Consider the following 22,060-nt stretch of genomic DNA (forward strand, 5'->3'; position numbering starts at 1 on the left):
CAGGAGGGGCGGGCCGCGCTGGCCGAATGGCAGCAGCTGCTGGCCGACGAGGAGCGGGTGCTGGGCGTCGAGCACCCCACCGCGCTGACGTCCAGGGACCGGGTTGCGCAGAAGCGCAAGGAGCTCGGCGACTACCCGGGCGCCATCGCCGAGGGTGAACAGGTCCTCGCCGCGCGGTCCCGGGTGCTCGGCGACCACCACGAGGACACCCTGGGCACGCGGATGGCCTTGGCGCAGTGGCACGGCGAGTCGGTCGACGGCGCCGGCGCCTTGGCCGAGCTTCGGTCGCTGCTCGAGGTGATGCTCGAGAAGCTGGGGCCGGACCACCGCCACACCTTGATCGCCCGGCACACCATCGCGCTCTGGGAGCCCGAGCCCGCGGACTGCCGGGAGAAGGTCGCCACCTGGGAAGCGCTGGTGGACGACGAGGCCCGGGTCTTCGGCGCCGACAACTTCGTCACCGTCGCCGCCCGGGAGGAACTGGCGAAATGGCGCGGCCGCGTCGAGGACCGCCGGTGGGCCAACGGGGTGCGGGGCCGGGTCGAAGAAGCCAACAAGCGCCGCCTGCTCGCCAAACAGCAAGCCACCCAACGATTTTCGGATGGCGAATATCTCCGGTGCTGGCTTGCCGAGCGCGGGGCCCAATTCCCGGTCTGGGCAAACCATTACGGCGGCGACGCCATATGGGACTTCTCCCCGGATTCCCTCGATGCTCTGGAAGAGCTCGTCATCCAGCAGGCCCCGACGCCCGAGCAGCTGCTGGACGAGGAGCGCAACGCGCCCTTCGTCGACGGCGCGGTGTGGTATCTCGGCGAGGTGCTGCGCCGCGGACGGTCCCTGCCGTGGGAATACACCCGCGGGGTGACGTCGGATCCCACCGTCGGACACGTCGACGTGTTCGAGGCCCTCACCAGCGCGCTGCATTCGGCCGACCGTGGAGCCCTGCGCCGCACCTACGACCGCTTCACGGCGGCCCAGTGATACTGGGTTGGTGATCGAACGCATCGCGACCCGCGAGATCTATCGGAGCCAATGGATGGTGCTCCGGGAGGACGACATCCGTCGCCAGGACGGCAGCCCGGGCATCTATGGCGTGGTGGACAAACCGGACTATGCGTTGGTGATGCCGTTCGACGGACGGCGCTTCCGGCTGGTCGAGCAGTTCCGGTATCCGCTGGGGGAGCGGCGGTGGGAATTCCCGCAGGGCACCGCGCCGGGCCTGGCGGACACCGACCCGTCCGAGCTGGCGCGGCGTGAGCTGCGCGAGGAAACGGGACTGAGCGCGACGTCGTTCGAGGTGCTCGGCCGGCTCGATGTCGCCCCGGGTATGACCAGCCAACGCGGATGGGTGTTTCTGGCCACCGGAATCGCCGAGGGGGAGCCGGATCTCGAGCCCGAGGAACAGGACCTGCGCAGCGCCTGGTTCGACCGCGAGGACGTCGAGCAGTTGATCCGTTCGGGAGTGATCGCCGACGCGCAATCCGTCGCCGCCTACGGCCTGTTCCTGCTGCGGCAGGCATGACAGTGCGGGGACCCGCCGGGTCCCCGCACCGTGAGGGTGGTGGTCAGGCCGAGGTGACGTACTGCGGGCAGTAGGCCGAAGCGGCGTCGACGGCGAAGGTCTTGGAGCCCTTGGTGCTCAGGCCGGTCGCCTGGGCCACCGCGCTGATGACCTCCTTGCTCGAGTGGCCCTGGTCGAGGGCGTTGCAGACGGCGTGCGCGTCCTTGATGGCGACCGAAGCGCTCGGCGGGGTGATGCCGTCCGAGGCCAGCTGGGCGAGGAACGCGTCGTCGACCGAGCTCGCGCCCGCGGTGCCGGCGAGGCCGAGCGCGGCCAGGCCCAGGGCGGCGGTGCCAACGACGGAGGCGGTGAAACGGCGAGAGAACATCGGGGTCTCCTTGGTGCTGAGGTGAATTTTTCGGGTGGACGCTTGGTGCGTTGATCACAGAATCAGCACGGGGGCTTAACGGGTTCTCAACAAATTCTTGGCGCGCTATCAGGGGCCAGGTACGCCGCCAGCAAGTCCGGCAGCAGCGCGGCGGCCGGTCAGGCCGAACCCCACGTTCAGTGCACGACTAAGCCGCCGGAACCGGCTGAGTCACTGCGGCGCGGGCGTCATCGAGGCGATGTAGTAGACCTCGTGCCCGGTCGGGTATCCGCCACCATTGGTGGCGATGTGCACGTGGTCGTAGTGGTTGAGGGTCTCCGACCCGAGGTCGGCGGTCCAGCTGCCCCCGCCGACGCCGGGGTAGATCTTTTGCCGCCAGATCACGTGGTTGATTCCCCAGCGCTTCGCGTTGGCCAGCGCGTAGCCGGCGATCTGGTTGCCCAACTCGATGCCCTCGGGGCTGTTGTGGTTGGGGATCATCACGTCGATCGCCAGGCCGTTGGGATGCCACGGCAGCGCGTCCTCCCGGTATCCGCCGATGGTGGTGATCTGCGGGAACAGCACGCTGATGGCCCGCTCCGCCCAGATCGTCTTGACCTGCAGCCTGTCCTCGGACCCGACGCCGTGGGGCAGCGCCACCTGGAACTGCTGGCCGGCCGCCGGCGGCGCGTTTGCGGTCAGCATCTGCACTTCCTCGGGGGTGGCGGTGTGCGGGGCGTTGGCCGGTGCGCTGGGGGCCGCGTCGGCGGGTCCGGCGGCCGCGCTGGTGGCTGTCGCGGGCGGCGGGGTGGGCGCGGAGGGTCGCGGCTTGGTGCCCTGGGCGTAGACCATGCCGGCCGACAGCACCAGCGAGGCCGCGATGGCCAGCCATCGGCTCCGGCCGTTGGCTAACAGGTTCCTGCCCACGAGCTGCAGCTTAGTGTCGTGTGGGGCGGGTGTGGCGCGTTTTGTTCAGCTCGGCCGAATAGGGGTCTGCGCGCTTCCCGAGCGGTCCACAATGACACCATGTCCAGCCAGTCCTTCGCCGACGCCAACCTCTTCCACCGGACGATGCGCCGCTTCGCGTCGACGCCGGTGGGCGTGGCGCTGCTGCGGCACACCGCGCACCACCTCGACCGGCTGATCACCACGGTCACCCGGGGCAGGAGCAGCTTCGCTGGAGTCGCGACCGGCATCCCCGTGGTCATGCTCACCACCACCGGCGCCAAATCCGGCGAGCCCCGCACCGTCGCCGTCTACGGCATCCCGCATCCGGATGGGCTGGCACTCATCGCCTCCAACTTCGGCGGCGCCAAGCATCCGGCCTGGTACCACAACCTGAAGGCCCATCCGGAGGCGACGGTGTCGATCGGGCGCGACACCTGGCACGCCACCGCGCGCCTGGCCACGCCGGACGAGCGCGACGAGATCTGGGCCAAGGGCCTCGAGCTGTATCCGGGCTGGCGCAAGTACGAGGTGCGGGCCGGCAATCGGCACATCGAGGCGTTCATCCTGGCGCGCAACTGAATTCGGCTGTCCCGCAGACGATCTGGGGTCAATCCGCGTCGCCCAAGTAGGCATCGGCCCAGGCGCCGATGATCCGCCCGGCCCGGCGGGCTTGCCCGCGAACGGTCAGAAAGTGATCCGACCCCTCGAGCGAGACGAAGCTGCGCGGATGGCGCGCCAGGCGGAAGATCTCGCTGGCGTTGGCGATGCCGACCGTGTTGTCGGTGGGCGAGTGCAGGATCAGCAGCGGAAGCCGCAGGCCCTTGATCTTGTCGCGCAGGTGGGCGGCGCGCACGTCCTCGACGAAGGCTCGCTTGAGTGTCAGCGTCCGCCCGCCGACCATCCACTCGGCACTGCCCTCCGCCAGGCACCGGTCGACGACCGCGTCGTAATGCTTCTCGACGTGGCTCGGGTCGACGGGCGCGGCGACGGTGACGACCGACCGCACGCCGGGCGACTGTCGGGCCGCGGCGAGCACCGCCGCGCCGCCCCACGAGTGCCCGATCAGGATGTCGGCCGGCGTCCCGCGGGTCGTCATGAATTCGCATGCCCGGGCGATGTCGTCGACCTTGACCGTGAACGACCCGTCGCCCCAGTCGCCCTCCGATCCGCCGAGACCCAGCGCGTCGAAGCGCAGCATGCCGATGCCGTCGGCGGCCAGTTGCTTGCAAATCCGCGCCGCGGCGGGCGAATCCTTGCCCAGCGTGAAGCCGTGCGCGAACACGCCCCAGCCGCGCACCGGTCCGTCCGGGACCTCGATGACGCCCGCCAGCATCGCGCCCGTGGAACCTTGGAACGTGACACGTTCGCCCATGCTGACGATCTAACCCGCCCGTCAGCCTCTGCGGGCGACGTCTTGGCTCAGGATCTGGGGCCAGGTCTCGACATCGGCCGGGATGTGCGCCACCGTGAGCGTTGACCGCGGCATCAGTGCGGCAAGCGATTCCGCTGTCGACATCGGATGCGCCGGGTCGCCGACCCAGGCCAGAATCGTCGTCGGCACATCGATTCGTGCGACCGCTTCGCGCGCGGGCAGGTCGCTGAGAGCCGCGCCCCGAAACAGTGACGGCAGCAGCGCGTCGGCCACATCGGGAACCGTTTCGGGCCTGCCGACCGTGGCCGGCGGCGGAGTCACCCCACGCGACGACGCAATGAATGCCCCGACACCCTCGGTTTCGATGAAGTCGGCCGCGGCCCGGTAGATCGCCGCCTGCGCGGGCCGGGTTTCCCACGCCGTGGCCGGCACCATGAGCGTGAGGCCGGCGAAGCGGTCCGGCTCGCGGGCAGCCGCGTGCAGCAGCGTGCCGGCACCCATGGACGGGCCGACTCCGTGTACGCGCTCGCCGGGAAACCATTTGTCGAGCAGCTGCAGAAGATCCTCGGCAAGGCTTTCCCATCGGTAATCCTCCGGGACCTTGCGCCCGGTCGACTTGCCGTGGCCGCGTGCGTCATACCGGAGCAGTCGGGTCCCGCTGAGTCCCCTGCCGAGGTCGAGATTGAGCACCCGGTCACGCGCCCGGCTGGAGGTAAGTCCGTGCAGTTGAACCACCGGATGACCACCTTCGTCGCTCAGTTCAACCGCAAGCTCTGCTCCGGGAACCACGAAAGTGGACATCACCCAACTCTTTTCACGACCGGACGGCTCGCCCCGGAGCCGACCGCGTTGACCGAGCATTCAGGCTATCCGGGGCGTTAGGGTACCGCCATGCGGCTGACCAACGTGGCGCACCTGCGGCTCCCCTTCGGGCGACTCTGGGGCTACGACGTGTCGGTGTCTGACCTCGGCAAGCAGCTCCCGGTGTCGTTTGACCAGCGCATACACGTCGGTGCGGGAGCGCGGCCCGGTTCCTGGATGGCGCTGTCCATTCGGTTGCCGGCGGGGGTCAGCCGCCAATCGTTGGCCGATGCCTGGCTGGCCGTGATCGCCCGCCACGGCACGCTACGAACGGCATTCACACCCGGGACGGACGGCGATCCGCAGCTGCATGAGATCGATGTTCACCCAGGTGGGTGGGTAGAGCATGAGATCGCTCCGGGCCAGGCGGTGAACGACGCACTGCGGGTAGTTCTCAATGCGACGTGCTCGCCCTATCAGCGGCCGTCACATCGGTTGTGTGTGTTGGAGACTGCCGCCGGATTGACGGTGGTGATCGCCGCCGACCACGCCCACGTGGACATGTGGTCGATGCTGGTGATTGCGCGGGACCTGCTGTCGATGCTCGCCGACGCCCGGATCGGACCTACGTCACCGCCGCAGTCGCCGCCGCCGGCATTTGTCGTGCACACGCAAGCGCTGCTTGACCTTCCCGCGGCACCGGACAGCGTGCGCGCGCGATGGGCACAGATCATCAGCGACAGCGGTGGGGTGATGCCACGGTTTCCGCTGCCGTTGGGCGAGTCCGGGCCGCATCCGGAACGCGTTGAAGTGCGTGACGTGTTCGATGTCGATGACGGCGCCGCGTTCGCCGCGCAGGCACGCGACGACGGTGTCTCGACGCTGGCACTCGCTGTGGTCGCCATGACTGCGGTGACCCGCGAGTTGGCCGGGGCGCCGCTGCGCGCGGTCTTCCCCGTGCACAGCCGATTTGAAGACAAATGGCACGACTCGGTCGGCTGGTTCATCACCAATTCGGTCCTGGAATCGGCGGTTGCCGAGCCGCACGCCGCGGCCGCCGCCGTCAAAGAAGCCGTGCAGCTTGGTTCCTGGCCACTGGCCGACGTACTGGCTCCGTGGGGTGGAATGCCCATCGCGCCAGGCATGTTCGCGATTTCCTGGTTGGACCAAAGCAGACTTCCGGTGCGCATCGACTCGGTCGGACTCGACGCCCAGTACGTGAGCGCGAGCGTTGACACCGACGGCGTCATGCTCTGGTTCATCCAGGACGAGTCCGGGCTACATCTGCGATGCCGCTACCCGGATACCGCGGAGGCACGAACAAACGTTGGGGGGTGGCTCGACCTGTTGGTAGCCCGCCTACAGGCACTGGCGCAGTCCTCGGTTCGCGGACTGCTGCGGGTAGCCGAGCGCACATATCGTGTGCAGCGCGCGACGCGCGAACACGTGGGGGTGATCGCCCAGCTGCTCTCCGACGATGAGTTCGGTCAGGATCGCGAAGCCGCCGAACTCGAACGCTACGAGGCGGCCTACGACATCGTCGTTCGCAACCGATCCAACTATCTCGGAGTCGTCCTGAACGGTTCCGACAAGGTCGTCGCGACCGTGCAATTGACGATCATTCCCGGCCTTTCCCGCGGTGGCGCCACCCGGCTGCAGATCGAGGGGCTACGGGTCGCCAAAGCCGAACGTGCCCAGGGTATTGGTACTGCACTCGTCGAGTGGGCACACAACTACGGCCGGGCACACGGGGCACGGCTGGCGCAGGTGACCACAGACGAGGCTCGCGAAAGGGCTCGGGCGTTCTATCGCCGGCTCGGGTACCACGACGCCCACGTCGGGCTGAAATGCACCATCTGAGTTGATGCGCGGTGAATGTTGCAGCGTGGGTAATGGAAACACCGTCTGAACTGCAAGAACATGAGTGCCCCCGGCAGGATTCGAACCTGCGGCCTTCTGCTCCGGAGGCAGACGCTCTATCCCCTGAGCTACGGGGGCGCTTCGACTTCGGTGATGCGCCATTGGGCCCCGCCAGAGTAACGCATGCACGCTAACGTCGTGACCCCGCCACAGCTCAAGCGCCGATCACGAGGCCCTCGCCTGGGCGCTCGGGCGCAGCGCGCCGGGCGATTGCCCGGTGTGCTTCTTCACCAGCCGGTGCAGCGTCGCCGGATCCGCCAATCCCACTGCGGCAGCAATCTCTTCAAGCGGCATGCGGGTGGTGCGCAACAAATGCAGCGAGCGCTCGAGGCGAACCCGCTGCACCAGCTGTAGCGGACTGAGTCCCACGGCGTTTCGCGTCCGGCGCGCCAGCGTCCGGGTGCTGAGGCCGCACTGGCGGGCCAGCGAGTCGAGGGTGTGTGGTTCATCCAACCGCGACCGGACGAAACGCTCCAGGCTCGCGACGGTTTCGTCGCGCGCCGCCAAGTGTGAGGGAATGAGAAAGCTCGCCTGTGACGTGCGCTGATCGGCGACAAGCCGGTTCGCGAGTTCGTCGGTAAGCGCCGCGCCGCCGTGCTCGCGCATCAGCGCGAGCATCAGGTCGATGTGTGCGAACGCGCTTCCGGCCGTCCAGATCGACCCATCGCGAACAACCATTTCATCGATGACGACGCGGGCCGCCGGCGCGGCCCGGGCGAGATCGGCCCCGAGCCACCACGTCGTGACGCAGCGTCGCTGGTCGAGGAGGCCGGCCGTGGCGAGGACGAATACGGCCGTGCACGAGGCCGCGATTTCTGCGCCTGAAGCGCTCCCATCGGCCAACCACTCGGCGGCGACGTCGACGTCGGGGCGGCTGAGCCGGTCGGCAATCTCCTCGGGCTGCGCGGCACCCAAGCCGGGTACGACCACGACTTCTCGCGCCGCGGCGTGCGCCAGAGGTTCCGCGGCGGCGGCCAGGCCACCCCGTAGGGCAACGCTGCTGTGCGGCGAGACCACTCGAAGATCGAACGCGGGCCTGCCGAGGATCCGGTTTGCCGCTGAGATCACGTCGACCGTCACGCCGACGGCGCTCGCGCTGGCGCCGTCGAGCACTAGGACGTCGAAACCGATCATGTGGCGAATTATGCAAGAAAGCTGTCTGTCTTGCCACTGGCTTTGGGCGGCGCCGGTGGGGGAGATTACGAGAGCACGAAACCGCGAAAGGTAGATGTCATGCCGTTGATGCACGTAACCCTCACGTCCGGCGCCTTCGACGACACCGGCAAGCAGCGTCTGGTAACGGGTCTCACCGAGGCGGCGTGCCGCGCCGAATCGGTGCCCGACCTACCTCAGCACCGCATGCGGGCCCTGGTCCTGCTGCACGAGCTCCCGCCCGGCGGCTTCTACTCCGCCGGCGCCTCGGCGGACGCCGCGGTCTCCGGCGTCTTCATCGATTGGCAGGTCAGCGCCGGGGTTCTCGACGGTGCCCGCAAGGCGCAATTCGCCGGCGAGCTTCAGGAGGTCGCCGCAGCGGCGGCCGGCGCTGGCGACAGGATGGTCGTCACGTCGTGCGTCATTCACGAAGTGCCCGAAGGCCAATGGGCGCAGAACGGAGCGATCCGCCGCCTGCCGGACATCGTCTCGCAGGCGGGATTCGAGCACCTGACCTCCGTGGCGCCCGGATGACGATTCGTCCGGCAGACCAGTTGGCGCAAGCCATGATTGGCGAGCCGAACTCGCGTTACCGCCTGCCGACGCCGGCGCTGATCCTGGACGAGGCGGCGCTGGACGCCAACATCGGCCGAATGGCCGAGCGGACGCGTGACAAGGTCGGGCTGCGCCCGCACGCCAAAACGCACAAATGCGCCTGGATCGCCAGAAAGCAAGTCGAAGCCGGGGCCGTCGGGATCTGCTGCGCCAAAATCGGTGAGGCCGAAGCGCTTTCAGCGGCCGGCGTCCGAGGCATTCTCCTGACTTCGCCGGTCGCCGATCCGGCCATGCCGAAGCGGCTGTGCGACGTGGCGGCGATAGACCCCGGATTCGCGTGCGTGGTGGATCATCCCGATCCGGTGACCGCGCTGAGCGTCGAAGCGTGCCGCCGCGGCATGCGCGTCAATGTCCTCATCGACGTCGATGTGGGGCTGGGCCGCACCGGCGTCTCCGGCCCGGAACAAGCGGTCGCGTTGGCGGAGCACGTCCATCGACGCGAGGGGCTGGCGTTGACCGGCGTCCAGGGCTACGGCGGTCATTGGCAGCACATCGTCGGCTTCCAAAAGCGTTGTGAGGCCGTCGGCGTCGGCATGGAGCGGCTTTCGCGCGCGGTCGACGCGATCCGAGCCGCCGGTTACCCGGTCGGCATCGTCACCGGCGGCGGGACCGGAACGGTCGCGGCCGATCTGGACTTGGGTGTCCTCAACGAAGTGCAGCCGGGCTCGTATGTGTTCATGGACGTCCAGTACTCCGACGCGCTGGGGGCCGACGCCGATGGAGCCTTCCAAACCAGCTTGTGGGTATCGAGCCAGGTGGTGAGCGCCAACGCCGACGGAATCGTCACCGTCGACGCCGGGCTCAAGGCTTTCGCGACGGACGGCCCCATGCCGCGGCCGGCCGGCGGGCGGTTCGGCGCCTCGACGTACGTGTTTTTCGGCGACGAGCATGGTGCGCTCACCCGGCCCGCGGGCTCACCCGTCGGCCTCGGGGAACGCGTGGAGTTCGCCACCCCGCACTGCGATCCCACCGTTGACCGGTATGACGCCTACCACGTTGTGCGCGGTGATCGGCTGGTGGCCATCGTGCCAATCGAGGCTGCTCGCGCCAGCCGATAGCGGCCCAGCGCCCCGCGTAGCCGGGCCCTGAACGGGCCGAGGCCCTGGTGGGTTCGCGCTGCCGCCCGCAATGGATTCGGGCCGGGGAGCGCGAGCCAATAGGATGGACGCTCGTGACCCCCGCTGACCTCGCCGAGCTGCTCAGGAGCACCGCCGCCGCGGTGCTGGCCGAGCGCGGGCTGGATGCCGCCGCCCTGCCGGCGACGGTCACCGTGGAGCGGCCCCGCAATCCCGAGCACGGCGACTACGCCAGCAACCTGGCCCTGCAGCTGGGCAAGAAGGTCGGCGCCAACCCCCGCGAACTGGCGGGCTGGCTGGCCGAGGCGCTGGTGCGGGCCGACGGCATCGCCTCGGCGGAGGTCGCCGGGCCCGGCTTCATCAACCTGCGCCTCGAGGCGCAGGCGCAGGCGGTGATCGTCAACAACGTCCTCGACGCCGGCGACACCTTCGGCCACTCCGACGCGCAGGCGGGCCACAAGATCAACCTGGAGTTTGTCTCGGCCAACCCCACCGGGCCGATCCACATCGGCGGCACCCGCTGGGCCGCCGTCGGCGACGCGCTGGGCCGGCTGCTGAGCACCCAGGGCGCCGCCGTCGAGCGCGAGTACTACTTCAACGACCACGGCGCCCAGATCGACCGGTTCGCCGGCTCGCTGATCGCCGCGGCCAAGGGCGAACCGACCCCCGAGGACGGCTACGCCGGCGCCTACATCAACGACATCGCCGCGCAGGTGCTGGCCAAGGCGCCCGACGCGCTGGGCCTGCCCGACGCCGAGATGCGCGAGACGTTCCGCGAGATCGGTGTCGACCTGATGTTCACCCACATCAAGGAGTCGTTGCACGAGTTCGGCACCGACTTCGACGTCTACACCCACGAAGACTCGATGCACACCAGCGGCCGGGTCGACCAGGCCATCGCCCGGCTGCGCGAGACCGGCAACATCTACGAGAAGGACGGCGCAACCTGGTTGCGCACCAGCGCTTTTGGCGACGACAAGGACCGCGTCGTGATCAAGAGCGACGGCAACCCGGCCTACATCGCCGGTGACATCGCGTATTACCTGGACAAGCGGCAGCGCGGCTTCGACCTGTGCATCTACATGCTCGGAGCCGACCACCACGGTTATATCGCCCGGCTCAAGGCGGTGGCCGCCGCGTTCGGCGACGACCCGGCCCACGTCGAGGTGCTGATCGGGCAGATGGTCAACCTGGTCCGCGACGGCGCGCCCGTGCGGATGAGCAAGCGGGCCGGCACCGTGATCACGCTCGACGACCTGGTCGAGGCGATCGGTGTCGACGCGGCGCGCTACAGCCTGATTCGCTCCTCGGTCGACACCCCCATCGACATCGACCTGGCGCTGTGGTCGTCGGCGTCGAATGAAAACCCGGTCTACTACGTGCAATACGCGCACGCCCGGCTCTCGGCGCTGGCCCGCAACGCCGCCGAGCTGGGCCTGGCTCCCGACACCGGCCACCTCGAGCTACTCAGCCACGACAAGGAGGGGACGCTGCTGCGCTCCCTCGGGGAATTCCCCCGGGTGCTGAAAACGGCCGCGTCCCTGCGGGAACCGCACCGGGTGTGCCGCTACCTGGAAGACCTCGCCGGCGACTATCACCGGTTCTACGACTCGTGCCGGGTCCTGCCCCAGGGCGACGAGCAACCCACCGACCTGCACACCGCGCGCCTGGCGCTGTGTGCGGCCACCCGCCAGGTGATCGCCAACGGCCTGACGATCCTCGGCGTCACCGCCCCGGAGCGAATGTGAACGTCCACCCCGCCGGTCCCCGGCACGCCGAGGAGACCCGGCATCCCAACAGCCCGCCGCGACCGCAGTCCGCCGACGAGCTGTTGCGGCTTGCGCCAAATGTTTGGCCGCTCAACATCGTTCGCGACGACACCGGGACGGCCAGCCTCGCCGGGATCCCGCTCACCCGGCTCGCCCAGGAATACGGGACCCCGTTGTTCGTCATCGACGAGGACGACTTCCGCTACCGCTGCCGCGAACTCGCGACGGCCTTCGGCGGCGGGCACAACGTGTGCTACGCCGCCAAGGCCTTCCTGTGCACCGAGATTGCCCGCTGGGTCAACGAGGAAGGCCTCTCCATCGACGTGTCCACCGGCGGCGAGCTCGCCGTCGCGCTGCACGCCGACTTCCCGCCGGAGCGGATCACCTTCCACGGCAACAACAAATCCGTCGCCGAGCTGACGACGGCGGTCAAAGCCGGTGTCGGGCATGTCGTCTTGGACTCGATGACCGAAATCGAGCGCCTCGATGCCATCGCGGGGGAGGCTAGCGTCGTCCAGGACGTCTACGTGCGGCTCACCGTCGGGGTGGAAGCCCACACCCACGAATTCATCTCCACCGCACACGAAGACCAGAAGTTCGGGCTGTCGGTGGCCAGCGGCGCGGCGATGGACGCCGTGCGCCGCGTGTTCGCCGCCGATCACCTGCGCCTGGTCGGGCTGCACAGCCACATCGGCTCGCAGATCTTCGACGTTGACGGCTTCGAGGTCGCCGCGCACCGCGTCATCGGGCTGTTGCACCAGATTGTCGACGAATTCGGCGTCGACAAGACGGGCCAGATCTCGACCGTGGATCTCGGTGGCGGCCTGGGCATTTCCTACCTGGGCACCGACGACCCGCCCCCGGTGGCCGAGCTGGCGGCCAAGCTGACGGCCATCGTCGCCAACGAGTCGGCGGCGGTGGGCCTGCCCACCCCGCGGCTGGTGGTCGAGCCCGGCCGTGCCATCGCCGGGCCGGGCACCATCACGCTCTACGAGGTCGGCACTGTCAAGGACGTCGACGTGAGCAGCACGGCCCAGCGCCGGTACGTCAGCGTCGACGGTGGCATGAGTGACAACATCCGCACCGCGCTCTACGACGCGCAGTACGACGCGCGGCTGGTCTCGCGGACCAGCGACGCACCGGCGACGCTGGCCCGGATCGTCGGAAAGCACTGCGAGACCGGCGACATCGTCGTGCGCGACGCATGGGTGCCGGACGACCTGCGGCCCGGCGACCTGCTCGGGGTCGCCGCGACCGGCGCGTACTGCTATTCGCTGTCGAGCCGCTACAACATGGTCTGCCGTCCGGCGGTGGTGGCGGTGCGGGCGGGACGGTCCCGCCTGATCCTGCGCCGCGAGACGGTCGACGATCTACTCAGTCTGGAAGTGAGGTGAACGGTGCCCCGTGACGAAAAGCCCGTGGGCGTGGCGGTGCTCGGGTTCGGCAACGTCGGAAGCGAAGTGGTCCGGATCATCGAGGGCAGCGCCGACGACCTCGCGGCCCGGGTGGGCGCACCCCTGGCGTTGCGCGGCGTCGGGGTGCGGCGCGTCGCCGCCGACCGCGGCGTCCCGATCGAATTGCTCACCGACAACATCGAGGAACTCGTCTCGCGCGAAGACGTTGACATCGTCGTCGAGCTGATGGGGCCGGTCGAGCCGGCGCGCAAGGCCATCCTTCGCGCGCTCGAACACGGCAAGTCCGTCGTCACCGCGAACAAGGCGCTGCTGGCCACCTCCACCGGGGAGTTGGCGCAGGCCGCCGAAAACGCGCATGTCGACCTGTATTTCGAGGCCGCGGTCGCCGGTGCGATCCCGGTGATCCGCCCACTGACGCAATCGCTGGCGGGTGACACGGTGCTGCGGGTCGCCGGCATCGTCAACGGCACCACCAACTACATCCTGTCCGCGATGGACAGCACCGGCGCCGACTACGACACCGCGCTGGCCGAGGCGAGCGCGCTGGGCTACGCCGAGGCCGATCCCACCGCCGACGTCGAGGGCTACGACGCCGCGGCCAAGGCCGCGATCCTGGCGTCGATCGCCTTCCACACCCGGGTGACCGCCGACGACGTCTACCGCGAGGGCATCACCAAGATCACGCCGGCCGACTTCGCCTCGGCACGCGCCCTGGGTTGCACCATCAAGCTGCTGTCCATCTGCGAGCGGATCGCGACCGACGATGGGCAGGAACGGGTTTCGGCCCGCGTCTACCCGGCGCTGGTGCCGCTGTCGCATCCGTTGGCGACGGTCAACGGGGCGTTCAACGCGGTCGTGGTCGAGGCCAAGGCCGCCGGCCGGCTGATGTTCTACGGCCAGGGCGCCGGCGGCGCGCCCACCGCATCCGCGGTCACGGGTGACCTGGTGATGGCCGCCCGCAACCGGGTGCTGGGCAGCCGCGGGCCGAAGGAATCCAAGTACGCCCAGCTTCCCATCGCCCCAATGGGTTTCATCTCCACCCGCTACTACGTCAGCATGAACGTCGCCGACAAGCCCGGTGTGTTGTCGACGGTGGCGGCCGAATTCGCCAAGCGCGAGGTCAGCATCGCCGAGGTCCGCCAGGAGGGCGTGTCCGACGAAGGCGGGCGACGGGTGGGGGCCCGGGTCGTGGTGGTCACCCACAGCGCCACCGACGCCGCGCTGTCCGAAACCGTCGACGCGCTGGCGGATCTGGACGTGGTGCAGGGCGTCACCAGCGTGCTGCGACTCGAAGAGACCGGCCGATGAGCGTCCCGCGCACCGCCGTGCACCAGCCCTGGCCCGGCCTGATCGCCGCATACCGCGACCGGCTGCCGATCGGCGACGACTGGACCCCGGTCACCCTGCTCGAGGGCGGCACCCCGCTGATCGCGGCGACCCGCCTGTCCGAAAAGACCGGCTGCACGGTGCATCTCAAGGTCGAGGGCCTCAACCCGACCGGCTCGTTCAAGGACCGCGGCATGACCATGGCGGTCACCGACGCGCTGGCCCGCGGCCAGCAGGCCGTGTTGTGCGCGTCGACCGGCAACACCTCGGCCTCGGCGGCGGCCTACGCCGCCCGCGCCGGCATCACCTGCGCGGTGCTGATCCCGCAGGGCAAGATCGCGATGGGCAAGCTGGCTCAGGCGGTCATGCACGGTGCCAAGATCATTCAGATCGACGGCAACTTCGACGACTGCCTGGAACTCGCCCGGAAGATGGCCGCCGACTTCCCGACGATCGCGTTGGTCAACTCGGTCAACCCGGTGCGCATCGAGGGTCAGAAGACGGCGGCGTTCGAGATCGTCGACGCGCTGGGCAGCGCGCCCGACGTGCACGCCCTCCCGGTTGGCAACGCGGGCAACATCACCGCGTACTGGAAGGGCTACACCGAATACCACCACGACGGCGTCACCGACAAGCTGCCGCGCATGCTGGGCACCCAGGCGGCCGGCGCCGCGCCGCTGGTGCACGGCGCCCCGGTCAGCCACCCCGAGACGATCGCGACCGCGATACGCATCGGTGCCCCCGCTTCGTGGGCCGCCGCGGTCAACGCGCAGCAGCAGTCCAACGGGCGCTTTCTGGCCGCCACGGACGAGGAGATCCTGGCCGCCTACCACCTGGTCGCCGAGAGCGAGGGCGTCTTCGTCGAGCCCGCGTCGGCGGCCAGCATCGCGGGGCTGCTCAAGGCCGTCGACGACGGCTGGGTGGCGCGCGGGTCGACCGTGGTCTGCACGGTGACCGGCAATGGCCTCAAGGACCCGGATACGGCGCTGCGGGACATGCCGACGGTGTCGCCGCTGCCCGTCGATCCGGTGCTGGTCGTCGAGAAGTTGGGCCTGGCCTGAATATGACGGCCCAGATGCTGCCCGCCGGGCTGGTGGCGAGCGCCGTGGTGTCGGCGTCCAGCGCCAACCTGGGGCCCGGTTTCGACAGCGTCGGGCTGGCATTGAGCCTCATCGACGAGATCGTCGTGGAGACAACGGATTCCGGCCTGGTGGTGCTGGTCGAGGGGGAGGGCGCCGACCAGGTGCCCCTTGGCCCGGAACACCTGGTGGTGCGCGCCGTCGAATGCGGGCTGCGGTCCGCGGGCGTGGGCGCCGCGGGCCTGGTGGTCCGCTGCCGCAACGCCATCCCGCACTCCCGCGGCCTCGGCTCGTCGGCGGCGGCCGTGGTGGGCGGCCTGGCCGCGGCGAACGGTCTTGTGGCACAGACGGATTCGAAACCACTCAGCGATTCGCAGCTGATCCAGCTGTCGTCAGAATTCGAGGGTCACCCCGACAACGCCGCGGCCGCCGTGCTCGGTGGTGCGGTGGTGTCGTGGATCGACGCCTCCGGTGAGCGGCCCCGGTATTCGGCGGTGCCGCTGCGGCTGCACCCGGACATCCGGCTGTATTGCGCGATACCCCAAGAGCGCTCGTTGACCGCCGAGACCCGCGTGCTGTTGCCCGCCCAGGTGAGCCACGAGGACGCCCGGTTCAACGTCAGCCGCGCCGCCCTGCTGGTGGTCGCGCTGACCGAACGCCCGGATCTGCTCATGGCGGCCACCGAGGATGTCCTGCATCAGCCGCAGCGCGCCCCGGCGATGCCGGCGTCCGCGGAATATTTGCGGCTGTTGCGGCGTCATAACGTGGCAGCGACGCTTTCGGGGGCTGGTCCGGCGCTGATTGCCCTGAGCACGGAGCCGGAGTTGCCCACGGAGGTGGTGGAGTACGGGGCCGCCAACGGATTTGCCATGACCGGGATGACCGCCGGCGAAGGAGTTCGCTGGAGCCCGGGCGTCACAGTCCCCGGTTGATCCACGGCGCGGCCGGAGGGTTTGCTTGCTTCCAGGCAGGATGCGGGCTATCCTCGGACCCGTCCAGCAATCGCAGCATCTGCATCTGCATACATACTGCCTTGCCGCTAGGACACACCAATTCTTCTCGTGAACGAGGTTCGCCGCTTACTCCGCCGTTTAAGGCGATCACCGTTGCAGAGTCGATGATTGGGCGCACTCGGCAATTTCGCTGAATGCAACGACCCCCCGGATGACCTGATCAACGGGGGAAGAAAGGAAATCCGTGACCGATACGGACCTGTTCACGGCTGACGCGAGCGCCGACAGCAATGAGGCGCCGAACGCTGTGACCCCAGACACATCCGACGTCAAAACCGATGCACCGGTTGGCTCACTGTCCACCATGGTGCTTCCCGAATTGCGCGCGCTGGCTAACGAGGTCGGCGTCAAGGGGACGTCGGGCATGCGCAAGAACGAACTCATCGCCGCCATCAAGGAAATCAGGGGACAGTCCAACGGGACTTCCGCCCCCGCCGAGGACGGCGGCAAGCCGGAGGCCGCCGCCGGCGCACCGGCCGCCGAGGAGGAGAACCAGAACGGTTCGTCGACCGAGGCGCCCCGCCGTGAGCGGCGCAGCGCCTCCCGCGAGCCGGGATCGGCCCGCGCCGACGAGGCGGACGGCGAGCGCCCACGCAACCGCGAGGGCAACGCCACCGGCGAGGACGACACCCGCCAGGGCGCCAGGAAAGACAACCAGAGCGGCGCGCGCGGCCAGGACGGCGGCGACCAAGGCGGTGATCAGCAAGGCTCGGGCGGTCAGCAGTCTCGCGGCGGTTCGAACCAGAACCAGCAGGACGACGACGGCGAGGGCCGTCAGGGCCGCCGGGGCCGTCGCTTCCGTGACCGCGATCGCAGGCGGCGCGGCGAGCGATCCGGCGAGGGCGGCGACACCGAACTCCGTGAGGACGACGTCGTGCAGCCGGTCGCCGGCATCCTCGACGTTCTCGACAATTACGCGTTCGTCCGCACCTCCGGCTACCTGGCCGGTCCGCACGACGTCTACGTGTCGATGAACATGGTGCGCAAGAACGGTCTGCGCCGCGGTGACGCGGTGACCGGCGCGGTTCGCGTGCCCAAGGAGGGGGAGCAGCCCAACCAGCGGCAGAAGTTCAACCCGCTGGTGCGGCTGGACAGCGTCAACGGTGGCCCGGTCGAGGACGCCAAGAAGCGGCCCGATTTCACCAAGCTGACGCCGCTCTACCCCAACCAGCGGCTGCGCCTGGAAACCACGCCCGACCGGCTGACCACGCGGGTCATCGACCTGATCATGCCGATCGGCAAGGGCCAGCGCGCGCTGATCGTGTCGCCGCCCAAGGCCGGCAAGACGACGATCATGCAGGACATCGCCAACGCGATCACCAAGAACAACCCCGAATGCCACCTCATGGTCGTGCTCGTCGACGAGCGGCCCGAGGAGGTCACCGACATGCAGCGCTCGGTCAAGGGCGAGGTCATCGCCTCCACCTTCGACCGGCCGCCGTCGGACCACACACAAGCCGCCGAGCTGGCGATCGAGCGCGCGAAGCGGCTCGTGGAGCAGGGCAAGGACGTCGTGGTGCTGCTCGACTCGATCACCCGCCTGGGGCGCGCCTACAACAACGCGTCGCCCGCGTCCGGCCGGATCCTGTCCGGTGGTGTTGACTCCACCGCGCTGTACCCGCCGAAGCGTTTCCTGGGTGCCGCGCGAAACATCGAGGAAGGCGGGTCGCTGACGATCATCGCCACCGCGATGGTCGAGACCGGGTCCACCGGTGACACGGTCATCTTCGAGGAGTTCAAGGGCACCGGTAACGCCGAGCTCAAGCTGGACCGCAAGATCGCCGAGCGTCGGGTCTTCCCGGCGGTGGACGTCAACCCGTCCGGTACCCGCAAGGACGAGCTGCTGCTGTCGCCCGACGAGTTCGGCATCGTGCACAAGCTGCGCCGCGTGCTGTCGGGGCTGGACTCCCACCAGGCGATCGACCTGCTGATGTCGCAGCTGCGCAAGACCAAGACCAACTACGAGTTCCTGGTGCAGGTGTCCAAGACCACGCCGGGATCGATGGACAACGACTAGTCGGGTCGGTACCGAGGCAACGGATGCGCCGGGAATGTGGACGGGCACCCCGTTGTTTGGGAGAACAGCGGTTGACCTGGCATAATCGACGCCCGACAAGATCGAAGAGGACAGCATGAAATCTGACATTCATCCCGCTTACGGGGAGACCACCGTGCACTGCGGGTGCGGGAACACCTTTACCACCCGCAGCACCAAGCCCGGCGGCAACATCGTCGTCGAGGTGTGCTCGCAGTGCCACCCGTTCTACACCGGTAAGCAGAAGATCCTCGACAGCGGTGGCCGCGTGGCCCGCTTCGAGAAGCGCTACGGCAAGCGCAAAGGTGCCGACAACACCGACAAGTAGCTGCGTTGCCGACGCCCGAACTGTGCAAGAGCACAGGCCGGGCGTCGGTTTGCGTTTGCGGCATCCAGGCGCGGAACCGGGCAGGAGGTGACACATGACGCAGCCGGTGCAGACGATTGACGTGCTGCTGGCCGAACACGCCGAGCTCGAGCGGCGGCTGGCGGATCCCGACCTGCACAGCAATCCCGGCGAGGCGCGCAAGGCCGGCCGCCGGTTCGCCCGGCTGGCCCCGATCGTCGCCACCTACCGCAAGCTGGAGTCGGCGCGCGACGACCTGGAGACCGCCCGGGAGCTGGCCGTCGACGACGAATCCTTCGCCGACGAGGTGACCGAGCTGCAGGAGCGGGTCGCCGAACTGGACACCCAACTGACCGACATGCTGGCGCCCCGCGACCCGCACGACGCCGACGACATCGTGCTCGAGGTCAAATCCGGTGAGGGCGGCGAGGAATCGGCGTTGTTCGCCGCCGATCTGGCCAGGATGTACATCCGCTACGCCGAGCGGCACGGCTGGAACGTCACCGTGCTGGACGAGACGACGTCCGACCTCGGCGGCTACAAGGACGCGACGCTGAGCATCGCCAGCAAGGGCGACTCCGCCGACGGGGTGTGGTCCCGCATGAAATTCGAGGGCGGCGTGCACCGGGTGCAGCGCGTCCCCGTGACGGAATCCCAAGGGCGCGTTCATACTTCGGCGGCTGGGGTGCTCGTCTATCCCGAACCCGAGGAGGTGGGCGAGGTGCAGATCGACGAATCGGATCTGCGCATCGACGTATACCGCTCCTCGGGCAAGGGCGGGCAAGGCGTGAACACCACCGACTCGGCGGTGCGAATCACGCACCTGCCCACCGGGATCGTGGTCACCTGCCAAAACGAGCGCTCGCAGCTGCAGAACAAGACGCGCGCGCTGCAGGTGCTGGCCGCCCGCCTGCAGGCGATGGCCGAGGAACAGGCGCTGGCCGACGCCTCGGCCGATCGGGCCAGCCAGATCCGGACTGTGGACCGCAGCGAACGCATCCGCACCTACAACTTCCCCGAGAACCGGATCACCGACCACCGGATCGGTTACAAGGCGCACAATCTCGACCAGGTGCTCGACGGCGACCTCGACGCGATGTTCGACGCGTTGGGCGCCGCGGACAAACAATCCCGGCTGCAACAGGCATGACCCCCCTGCGGCGCGCGATCGACTCCGCTGCGGCGACGCTCGCCGAGGCCGGGATCGACTCCGCGCGTTGGGATGCCGAGGAACTGGCGGCCCACCTGGCCGGCACCGAGCGCGGCCGGCTGGCCCTGCTCGAGTCGCCCGGCGACGACTTTCTCGACCGTTACCGCGACGTCGTCGCCGCGCGGTCCCGACGGGTGCCGTTGCAGCACCTCACCGGCGGCGCCGCGTTCGGACCGTTGACGCTGCACGTCGGCCCCGGCGTCTTCATCCCGCGCCCGGAAACGGAAGCCCTGTTCGCGTGGGTCACCGAACAACGCCTGCCCGCGCGGCCCGTGATCGTCGACCTGTGCACCGGTTCCGGGGCGTTGGCGGTGGCGTTGGCGCATCACCGCCCGGCCGCCCGCGTCATCGGCGTCGACGACTCCGAGGCGGCCCTGCGCTACGCGCGGCGCAACACGGCGGGCACCGCGGTCGAACTCGTCCACGCCGACGTCACCGCGCCCGGCCTGCTGCCCGAACTGGACGGCGGTGTCGACCTGGTGGTGGCCAACCCGCCCTATGTGCCCGACCCCACCGCCGTGGAACCCGAAGTCGCCCAACATGATCCGCGCCACGCGGTGTTCGGCGGTCCCGACGGGATGGCGGTGATCGGCCCCATCGTCGGCGTGGCCGGCCGCTGGCTGCGCCCGGGTGGCATCTTCGCCATCGAGCACGACGACACCACGTCCGCGCGGACCGTCGAAATGGTCGCCGGCACGGGGCTTTTCGAAGACGTCCGCGCGCACAAAGACCTGGCCGGCCGGCCGCGATTCGTGACGGCTCGAAGGGGTGGGGCCGATGACTGAAATCTTCGACTGCGCCGACCCCGACCAGCGGTCGCGCGGAATCGCCTCGGCGGCAGGGGCGCTCAAGGGCGGCCGGTTGGTCGTCATGCCGACCGACACCGTCTACGGCATCGGGGCCGACGCCTTCAACAGCGCCGCGGTCGGCGCCCTGCTATCGGCGAAGGGCCGGGGCCGGGACATGCCCGTCGGCGTGCTGGTCGGCTCCTGGCACACCATCGAGGGCCTCGTCTACACCATGCCGGGCGGGGCCCGCGACCTGATCCGCGCCTTCTGGCCGGGCGCGCTGAGCCTGGTGGTGACGCAGGCGCCGTCGCTGCAGTGGGACCTCGGTGACGCCCGCGGCACCGTGATGCTGCGGATGCCGCTGCACCCGGTGGCCATCGAGCTGCTGCGCGAGGTGGGGCCCATGGCGGTGTCGAGCGCGAACGTCTCCGGCCGCCCGCCCGCGGTCGATGCCGCGCAGGCCCGTGACCAACTCGGCGATCTCGTCGACGTCTATCTCGACGCGGGCACGGCCGAGCAGCAGGCCGCCTCCACCATCGTCGACCTGACCGGCCCCGCCCCGCGCATCCTGCGGCCCGGCCCGGTGAGCGCCGAACGCATCGCGGAAGTTCTCGGCGTGGACGCCGAAAGCCTGACCGCCCAACCCTGACCGGAGCGGTGGTTGCCAGGTTGGTGCAGTACGGTCTCGACGTGTCCAGCGACGCGATCGGCGGTCCAGCCAACCTGGCCAGCGGTTTGCTCGCCCTGGTCGATCGCGGCGCCGGCGTCCCGCTGCGCGAGCTGGCGCTGGTGGGACTGACCGCGGCGATCATCACCTACTTCGCGACCGGACCGGTGCGGGTGCTCGCCACCCGGCTGGGCGCGGTCGCCTACCCCCGGGAACGCGACGTCCACGTGACACCGACCCCGCGGATGGGCGGGCTGGCGATGTTTCTCGGCGTCGTCTCGGCCGTCTTCCTGGCGTCCCAGCTTCCCGCCCTCACGCGCGGGTTCGTCTACTCGACCGGCATGCCCGCGGTGCTGGTGGCCGGCGCGGTGATCATGGGCATCGGCCTCATCGACGACCGCTGGGGACTGGACGCCCTGACGAAGTTCATCGCGTTGACGATGGACACCGTGAGCGCGAGCGTGAGCAGGATCGAGGAAGCCTGGTCCAGCACGATGGTGCCGACGCCACCGATCGGGATGTAGAGGACGCTCCACGCGACGCCCATGGTGACCAGCACGCTGGCCGCGGTGATCTGGCCGGCGAACTTCGTCAGGGCGTCCAGTCCCCAGCGGTCGTCGATGAGGCCGATGCCCATGATCACCGCGCCGGCCACCAGCA

22 protein-coding genes, 1 tRNA gene and 1 pseudogene are annotated in these 22,060 nt (G+C 69.2%); 17 read left to right on the top strand and 7 right to left on the bottom strand.

Annotated elements, in window-relative coordinates; translation table 11 throughout:
- Together A5680_RS12770 and A5680_RS12775 are read left to right on the top strand one after the other, a co-directional pair.
- The coding region (locus A5680_RS12770; protein WP_156675093.1) for a tetratricopeptide repeat protein at window positions 1-981 on the top strand (981 nt) is incomplete at its 5' end.
- Window positions 982-1,036: 55 nt separating this feature from the next.
- Entirely contained in the window at window positions 1,037-1,522 is a 486-nt protein-coding gene (locus tag A5680_RS12775; protein ID WP_231633791.1) for an NUDIX hydrolase, read from the top strand.
- A gap of 43 nt (window positions 1,523-1,565) precedes the next feature.
- Here the strand turns inward: A5680_RS12775 and A5680_RS12780 are convergent, their stop codons facing one another.
- Together A5680_RS12780 and A5680_RS12785 are read right to left on the bottom strand one after the other, a co-directional pair.
- A complete protein-coding gene (locus A5680_RS12780) occupies window positions 1,566-1,889 on the bottom strand; it encodes a DUF732 domain-containing protein (RefSeq protein WP_067819828.1) in 324 nt (107 codons plus the stop codon).
- Window positions 1,890-2,099: 210 nt separating this feature from the next.
- Window positions 2,100-2,720 carry a glycoside hydrolase gene (locus A5680_RS12785; protein ID WP_369827655.1) on the bottom strand — a complete coding sequence of 207 codons (621 nt, stop codon included), beginning with the start codon at window positions 2,718-2,720 and terminating at the stop codon, window positions 2,100-2,102.
- Between the two features lie 174 nt (window positions 2,721-2,894).
- Here A5680_RS12785 and A5680_RS12790 point away from each other — a divergent pair, with 174 nt between their 5' ends.
- Window positions 2,895-3,395, top strand: coding sequence for a nitroreductase family deazaflavin-dependent oxidoreductase (locus A5680_RS12790; RefSeq protein ID WP_055402391.1), 501 nt, complete (start codon window positions 2,895-2,897; stop codon window positions 3,393-3,395).
- A gap of 28 nt (window positions 3,396-3,423) precedes the next feature.
- On the opposite strand, the gene A5680_RS12795 is transcribed toward A5680_RS12790, so the two are convergent.
- Entirely contained in the window at window positions 3,424-4,188 is a 765-nt protein-coding gene (locus A5680_RS12795) for a S9 family peptidase (RefSeq protein WP_055402388.1), read from the bottom strand.
- 21 nt (window positions 4,189-4,209) lie between these two features.
- Window positions 4,210-4,989, bottom strand: a complete 780-nt coding sequence (locus A5680_RS12800; RefSeq protein WP_055402386.1) for an alpha/beta fold hydrolase — start codon at window positions 4,987-4,989, stop codon at window positions 4,210-4,212.
- Between the two features lie 90 nt (window positions 4,990-5,079).
- Between A5680_RS12800 and A5680_RS12805 the strand changes: the two genes are divergently transcribed.
- Entirely contained in the window at window positions 5,080-6,849 is a 1,770-nt protein-coding gene (locus A5680_RS12805) for a GNAT family N-acetyltransferase (RefSeq protein WP_067819831.1), read from the top strand.
- A 65-nt stretch (window positions 6,850-6,914) separates the two neighbouring features.
- Here A5680_RS12805 and A5680_RS12810 read toward each other — a convergent pair.
- Both A5680_RS12810 and A5680_RS12815 read right to left on the bottom strand, forming a co-directional pair.
- Window positions 6,915-6,987: transfer RNA gene (locus A5680_RS12810), tRNA-Arg, on the bottom strand.
- 87 nt (window positions 6,988-7,074) lie between these two features.
- Window positions 7,075-8,043: a GlxA family transcriptional regulator gene (locus A5680_RS12815; RefSeq protein ID WP_067819833.1), complete on the bottom strand. Its 969-nt coding sequence runs from the start codon at window positions 8,041-8,043 to the stop codon at window positions 7,075-7,077.
- 99 nt (window positions 8,044-8,142) lie between these two features.
- On the opposite strand from A5680_RS12815, the gene A5680_RS25735 reads away from it, so the two are divergent.
- The 13 genes and pseudogenes from A5680_RS25735 to A5680_RS12880 all read left to right on the top strand — a co-directional run.
- Window positions 8,143-8,595: a hypothetical protein gene (locus A5680_RS25735; protein ID WP_055402380.1), complete on the top strand. Its 453-nt coding sequence runs from the start codon at window positions 8,143-8,145 to the stop codon at window positions 8,593-8,595.
- Window positions 8,592-9,734 (top strand): DSD1 family PLP-dependent enzyme, encoded by a 1,143-nt coding sequence (locus A5680_RS12825; RefSeq protein WP_067819836.1) that lies wholly within the window; start codon window positions 8,592-8,594, stop codon window positions 9,732-9,734. The genes A5680_RS25735 and A5680_RS12825 overlap by 4 nt, the downstream gene beginning before the upstream one ends.
- Before the next feature lie 113 nt (window positions 9,735-9,847).
- On the top strand, window positions 9,848-11,500 hold the full coding sequence (gene argS, locus A5680_RS12830) for an arginine--tRNA ligase (RefSeq protein ID WP_067819839.1): 1,653 nt from the start codon (window positions 9,848-9,850) through the stop codon (window positions 11,498-11,500).
- A complete protein-coding gene (gene lysA / locus A5680_RS12835; protein ID WP_067819843.1) occupies window positions 11,497-12,915 on the top strand; it encodes a diaminopimelate decarboxylase in 1,419 nt (472 codons plus the stop codon). Before argS ends, lysA begins: the two co-directional genes overlap by 4 nt.
- A gap of 3 nt (window positions 12,916-12,918) precedes the next feature.
- The gene (locus A5680_RS12840) at window positions 12,919-14,244 is read left to right on the top strand and encodes a homoserine dehydrogenase (RefSeq protein ID WP_067819845.1); all 1,326 of its coding nucleotides are present in this window, start codon (window positions 12,919-12,921) and stop codon (window positions 14,242-14,244) included.
- On the top strand, window positions 14,241-15,323 hold the full coding sequence (gene thrC, locus A5680_RS12845) for a threonine synthase (protein ID WP_055402369.1): 1,083 nt from the start codon (window positions 14,241-14,243) through the stop codon (window positions 15,321-15,323). The genes A5680_RS12840 and thrC overlap by 4 nt, the downstream gene beginning before the upstream one ends.
- A gap of 2 nt (window positions 15,324-15,325) precedes the next feature.
- On the top strand, window positions 15,326-16,273 hold the full coding sequence (thrB, locus tag A5680_RS12850; RefSeq protein ID WP_067819850.1) for a homoserine kinase: 948 nt from the start codon (window positions 15,326-15,328) through the stop codon (window positions 16,271-16,273).
- Between the two features lie 265 nt (window positions 16,274-16,538).
- On the top strand, window positions 16,539-18,371 hold the full coding sequence (rho, locus tag A5680_RS12855; RefSeq protein ID WP_067819853.1) for a transcription termination factor Rho: 1,833 nt from the start codon (window positions 16,539-16,541) through the stop codon (window positions 18,369-18,371).
- A 115-nt stretch (window positions 18,372-18,486) separates the two neighbouring features.
- Window positions 18,487-18,717, top strand: a complete 231-nt coding sequence (gene rpmE, locus A5680_RS12860; protein WP_055402362.1) for a 50S ribosomal protein L31 — start codon at window positions 18,487-18,489, stop codon at window positions 18,715-18,717.
- A 94-nt stretch (window positions 18,718-18,811) separates the two neighbouring features.
- Window positions 18,812-19,885 carry a peptide chain release factor 1 gene (gene prfA / locus A5680_RS12865; protein ID WP_067819856.1) on the top strand — a complete coding sequence of 358 codons (1,074 nt, stop codon included), beginning with the start codon at window positions 18,812-18,814 and terminating at the stop codon, window positions 19,883-19,885.
- Window positions 19,882-20,730 (top strand): peptide chain release factor N(5)-glutamine methyltransferase, encoded by an 849-nt coding sequence (gene prmC, locus A5680_RS12870; protein ID WP_067819859.1) that lies wholly within the window; start codon window positions 19,882-19,884, stop codon window positions 20,728-20,730. Before prfA ends, prmC begins: the two co-directional genes overlap by 4 nt.
- The gene (locus tag A5680_RS12875) at window positions 20,723-21,382 is read left to right on the top strand and encodes an L-threonylcarbamoyladenylate synthase (RefSeq protein ID WP_055402428.1); all 660 of its coding nucleotides are present in this window, start codon (window positions 20,723-20,725) and stop codon (window positions 21,380-21,382) included. The genes prmC and A5680_RS12875 overlap by 8 nt, the downstream gene beginning before the upstream one ends.
- A gap of 23 nt (window positions 21,383-21,405) precedes the next feature.
- Window positions 21,406-21,832, top strand: a pseudogene (locus A5680_RS12880) (undecaprenyl-phosphate alpha-N-acetylglucosaminyl 1-phosphate transferase); the annotation flags it as partial.
- Here the strand turns inward: A5680_RS12880 and A5680_RS25225 are convergent.
- Entirely contained in the window at window positions 21,729-22,037 is a 309-nt protein-coding gene (locus A5680_RS25225; protein ID WP_369827656.1) for a hypothetical protein, read from the bottom strand. The pseudogene A5680_RS12880 and the gene A5680_RS25225 sit on opposite strands and share 104 nt — an antisense overlap.
- Window positions 22,038-22,060 lie beyond the last annotated feature (23 nt).

Origin of the sequence: Mycobacterium sp. E2989 (assembly GCF_001667595.1) — a bacterium.
Classification (GTDB): Bacteria; Actinomycetota; Actinomycetes; order Mycobacteriales; family Mycobacteriaceae; genus Mycobacterium.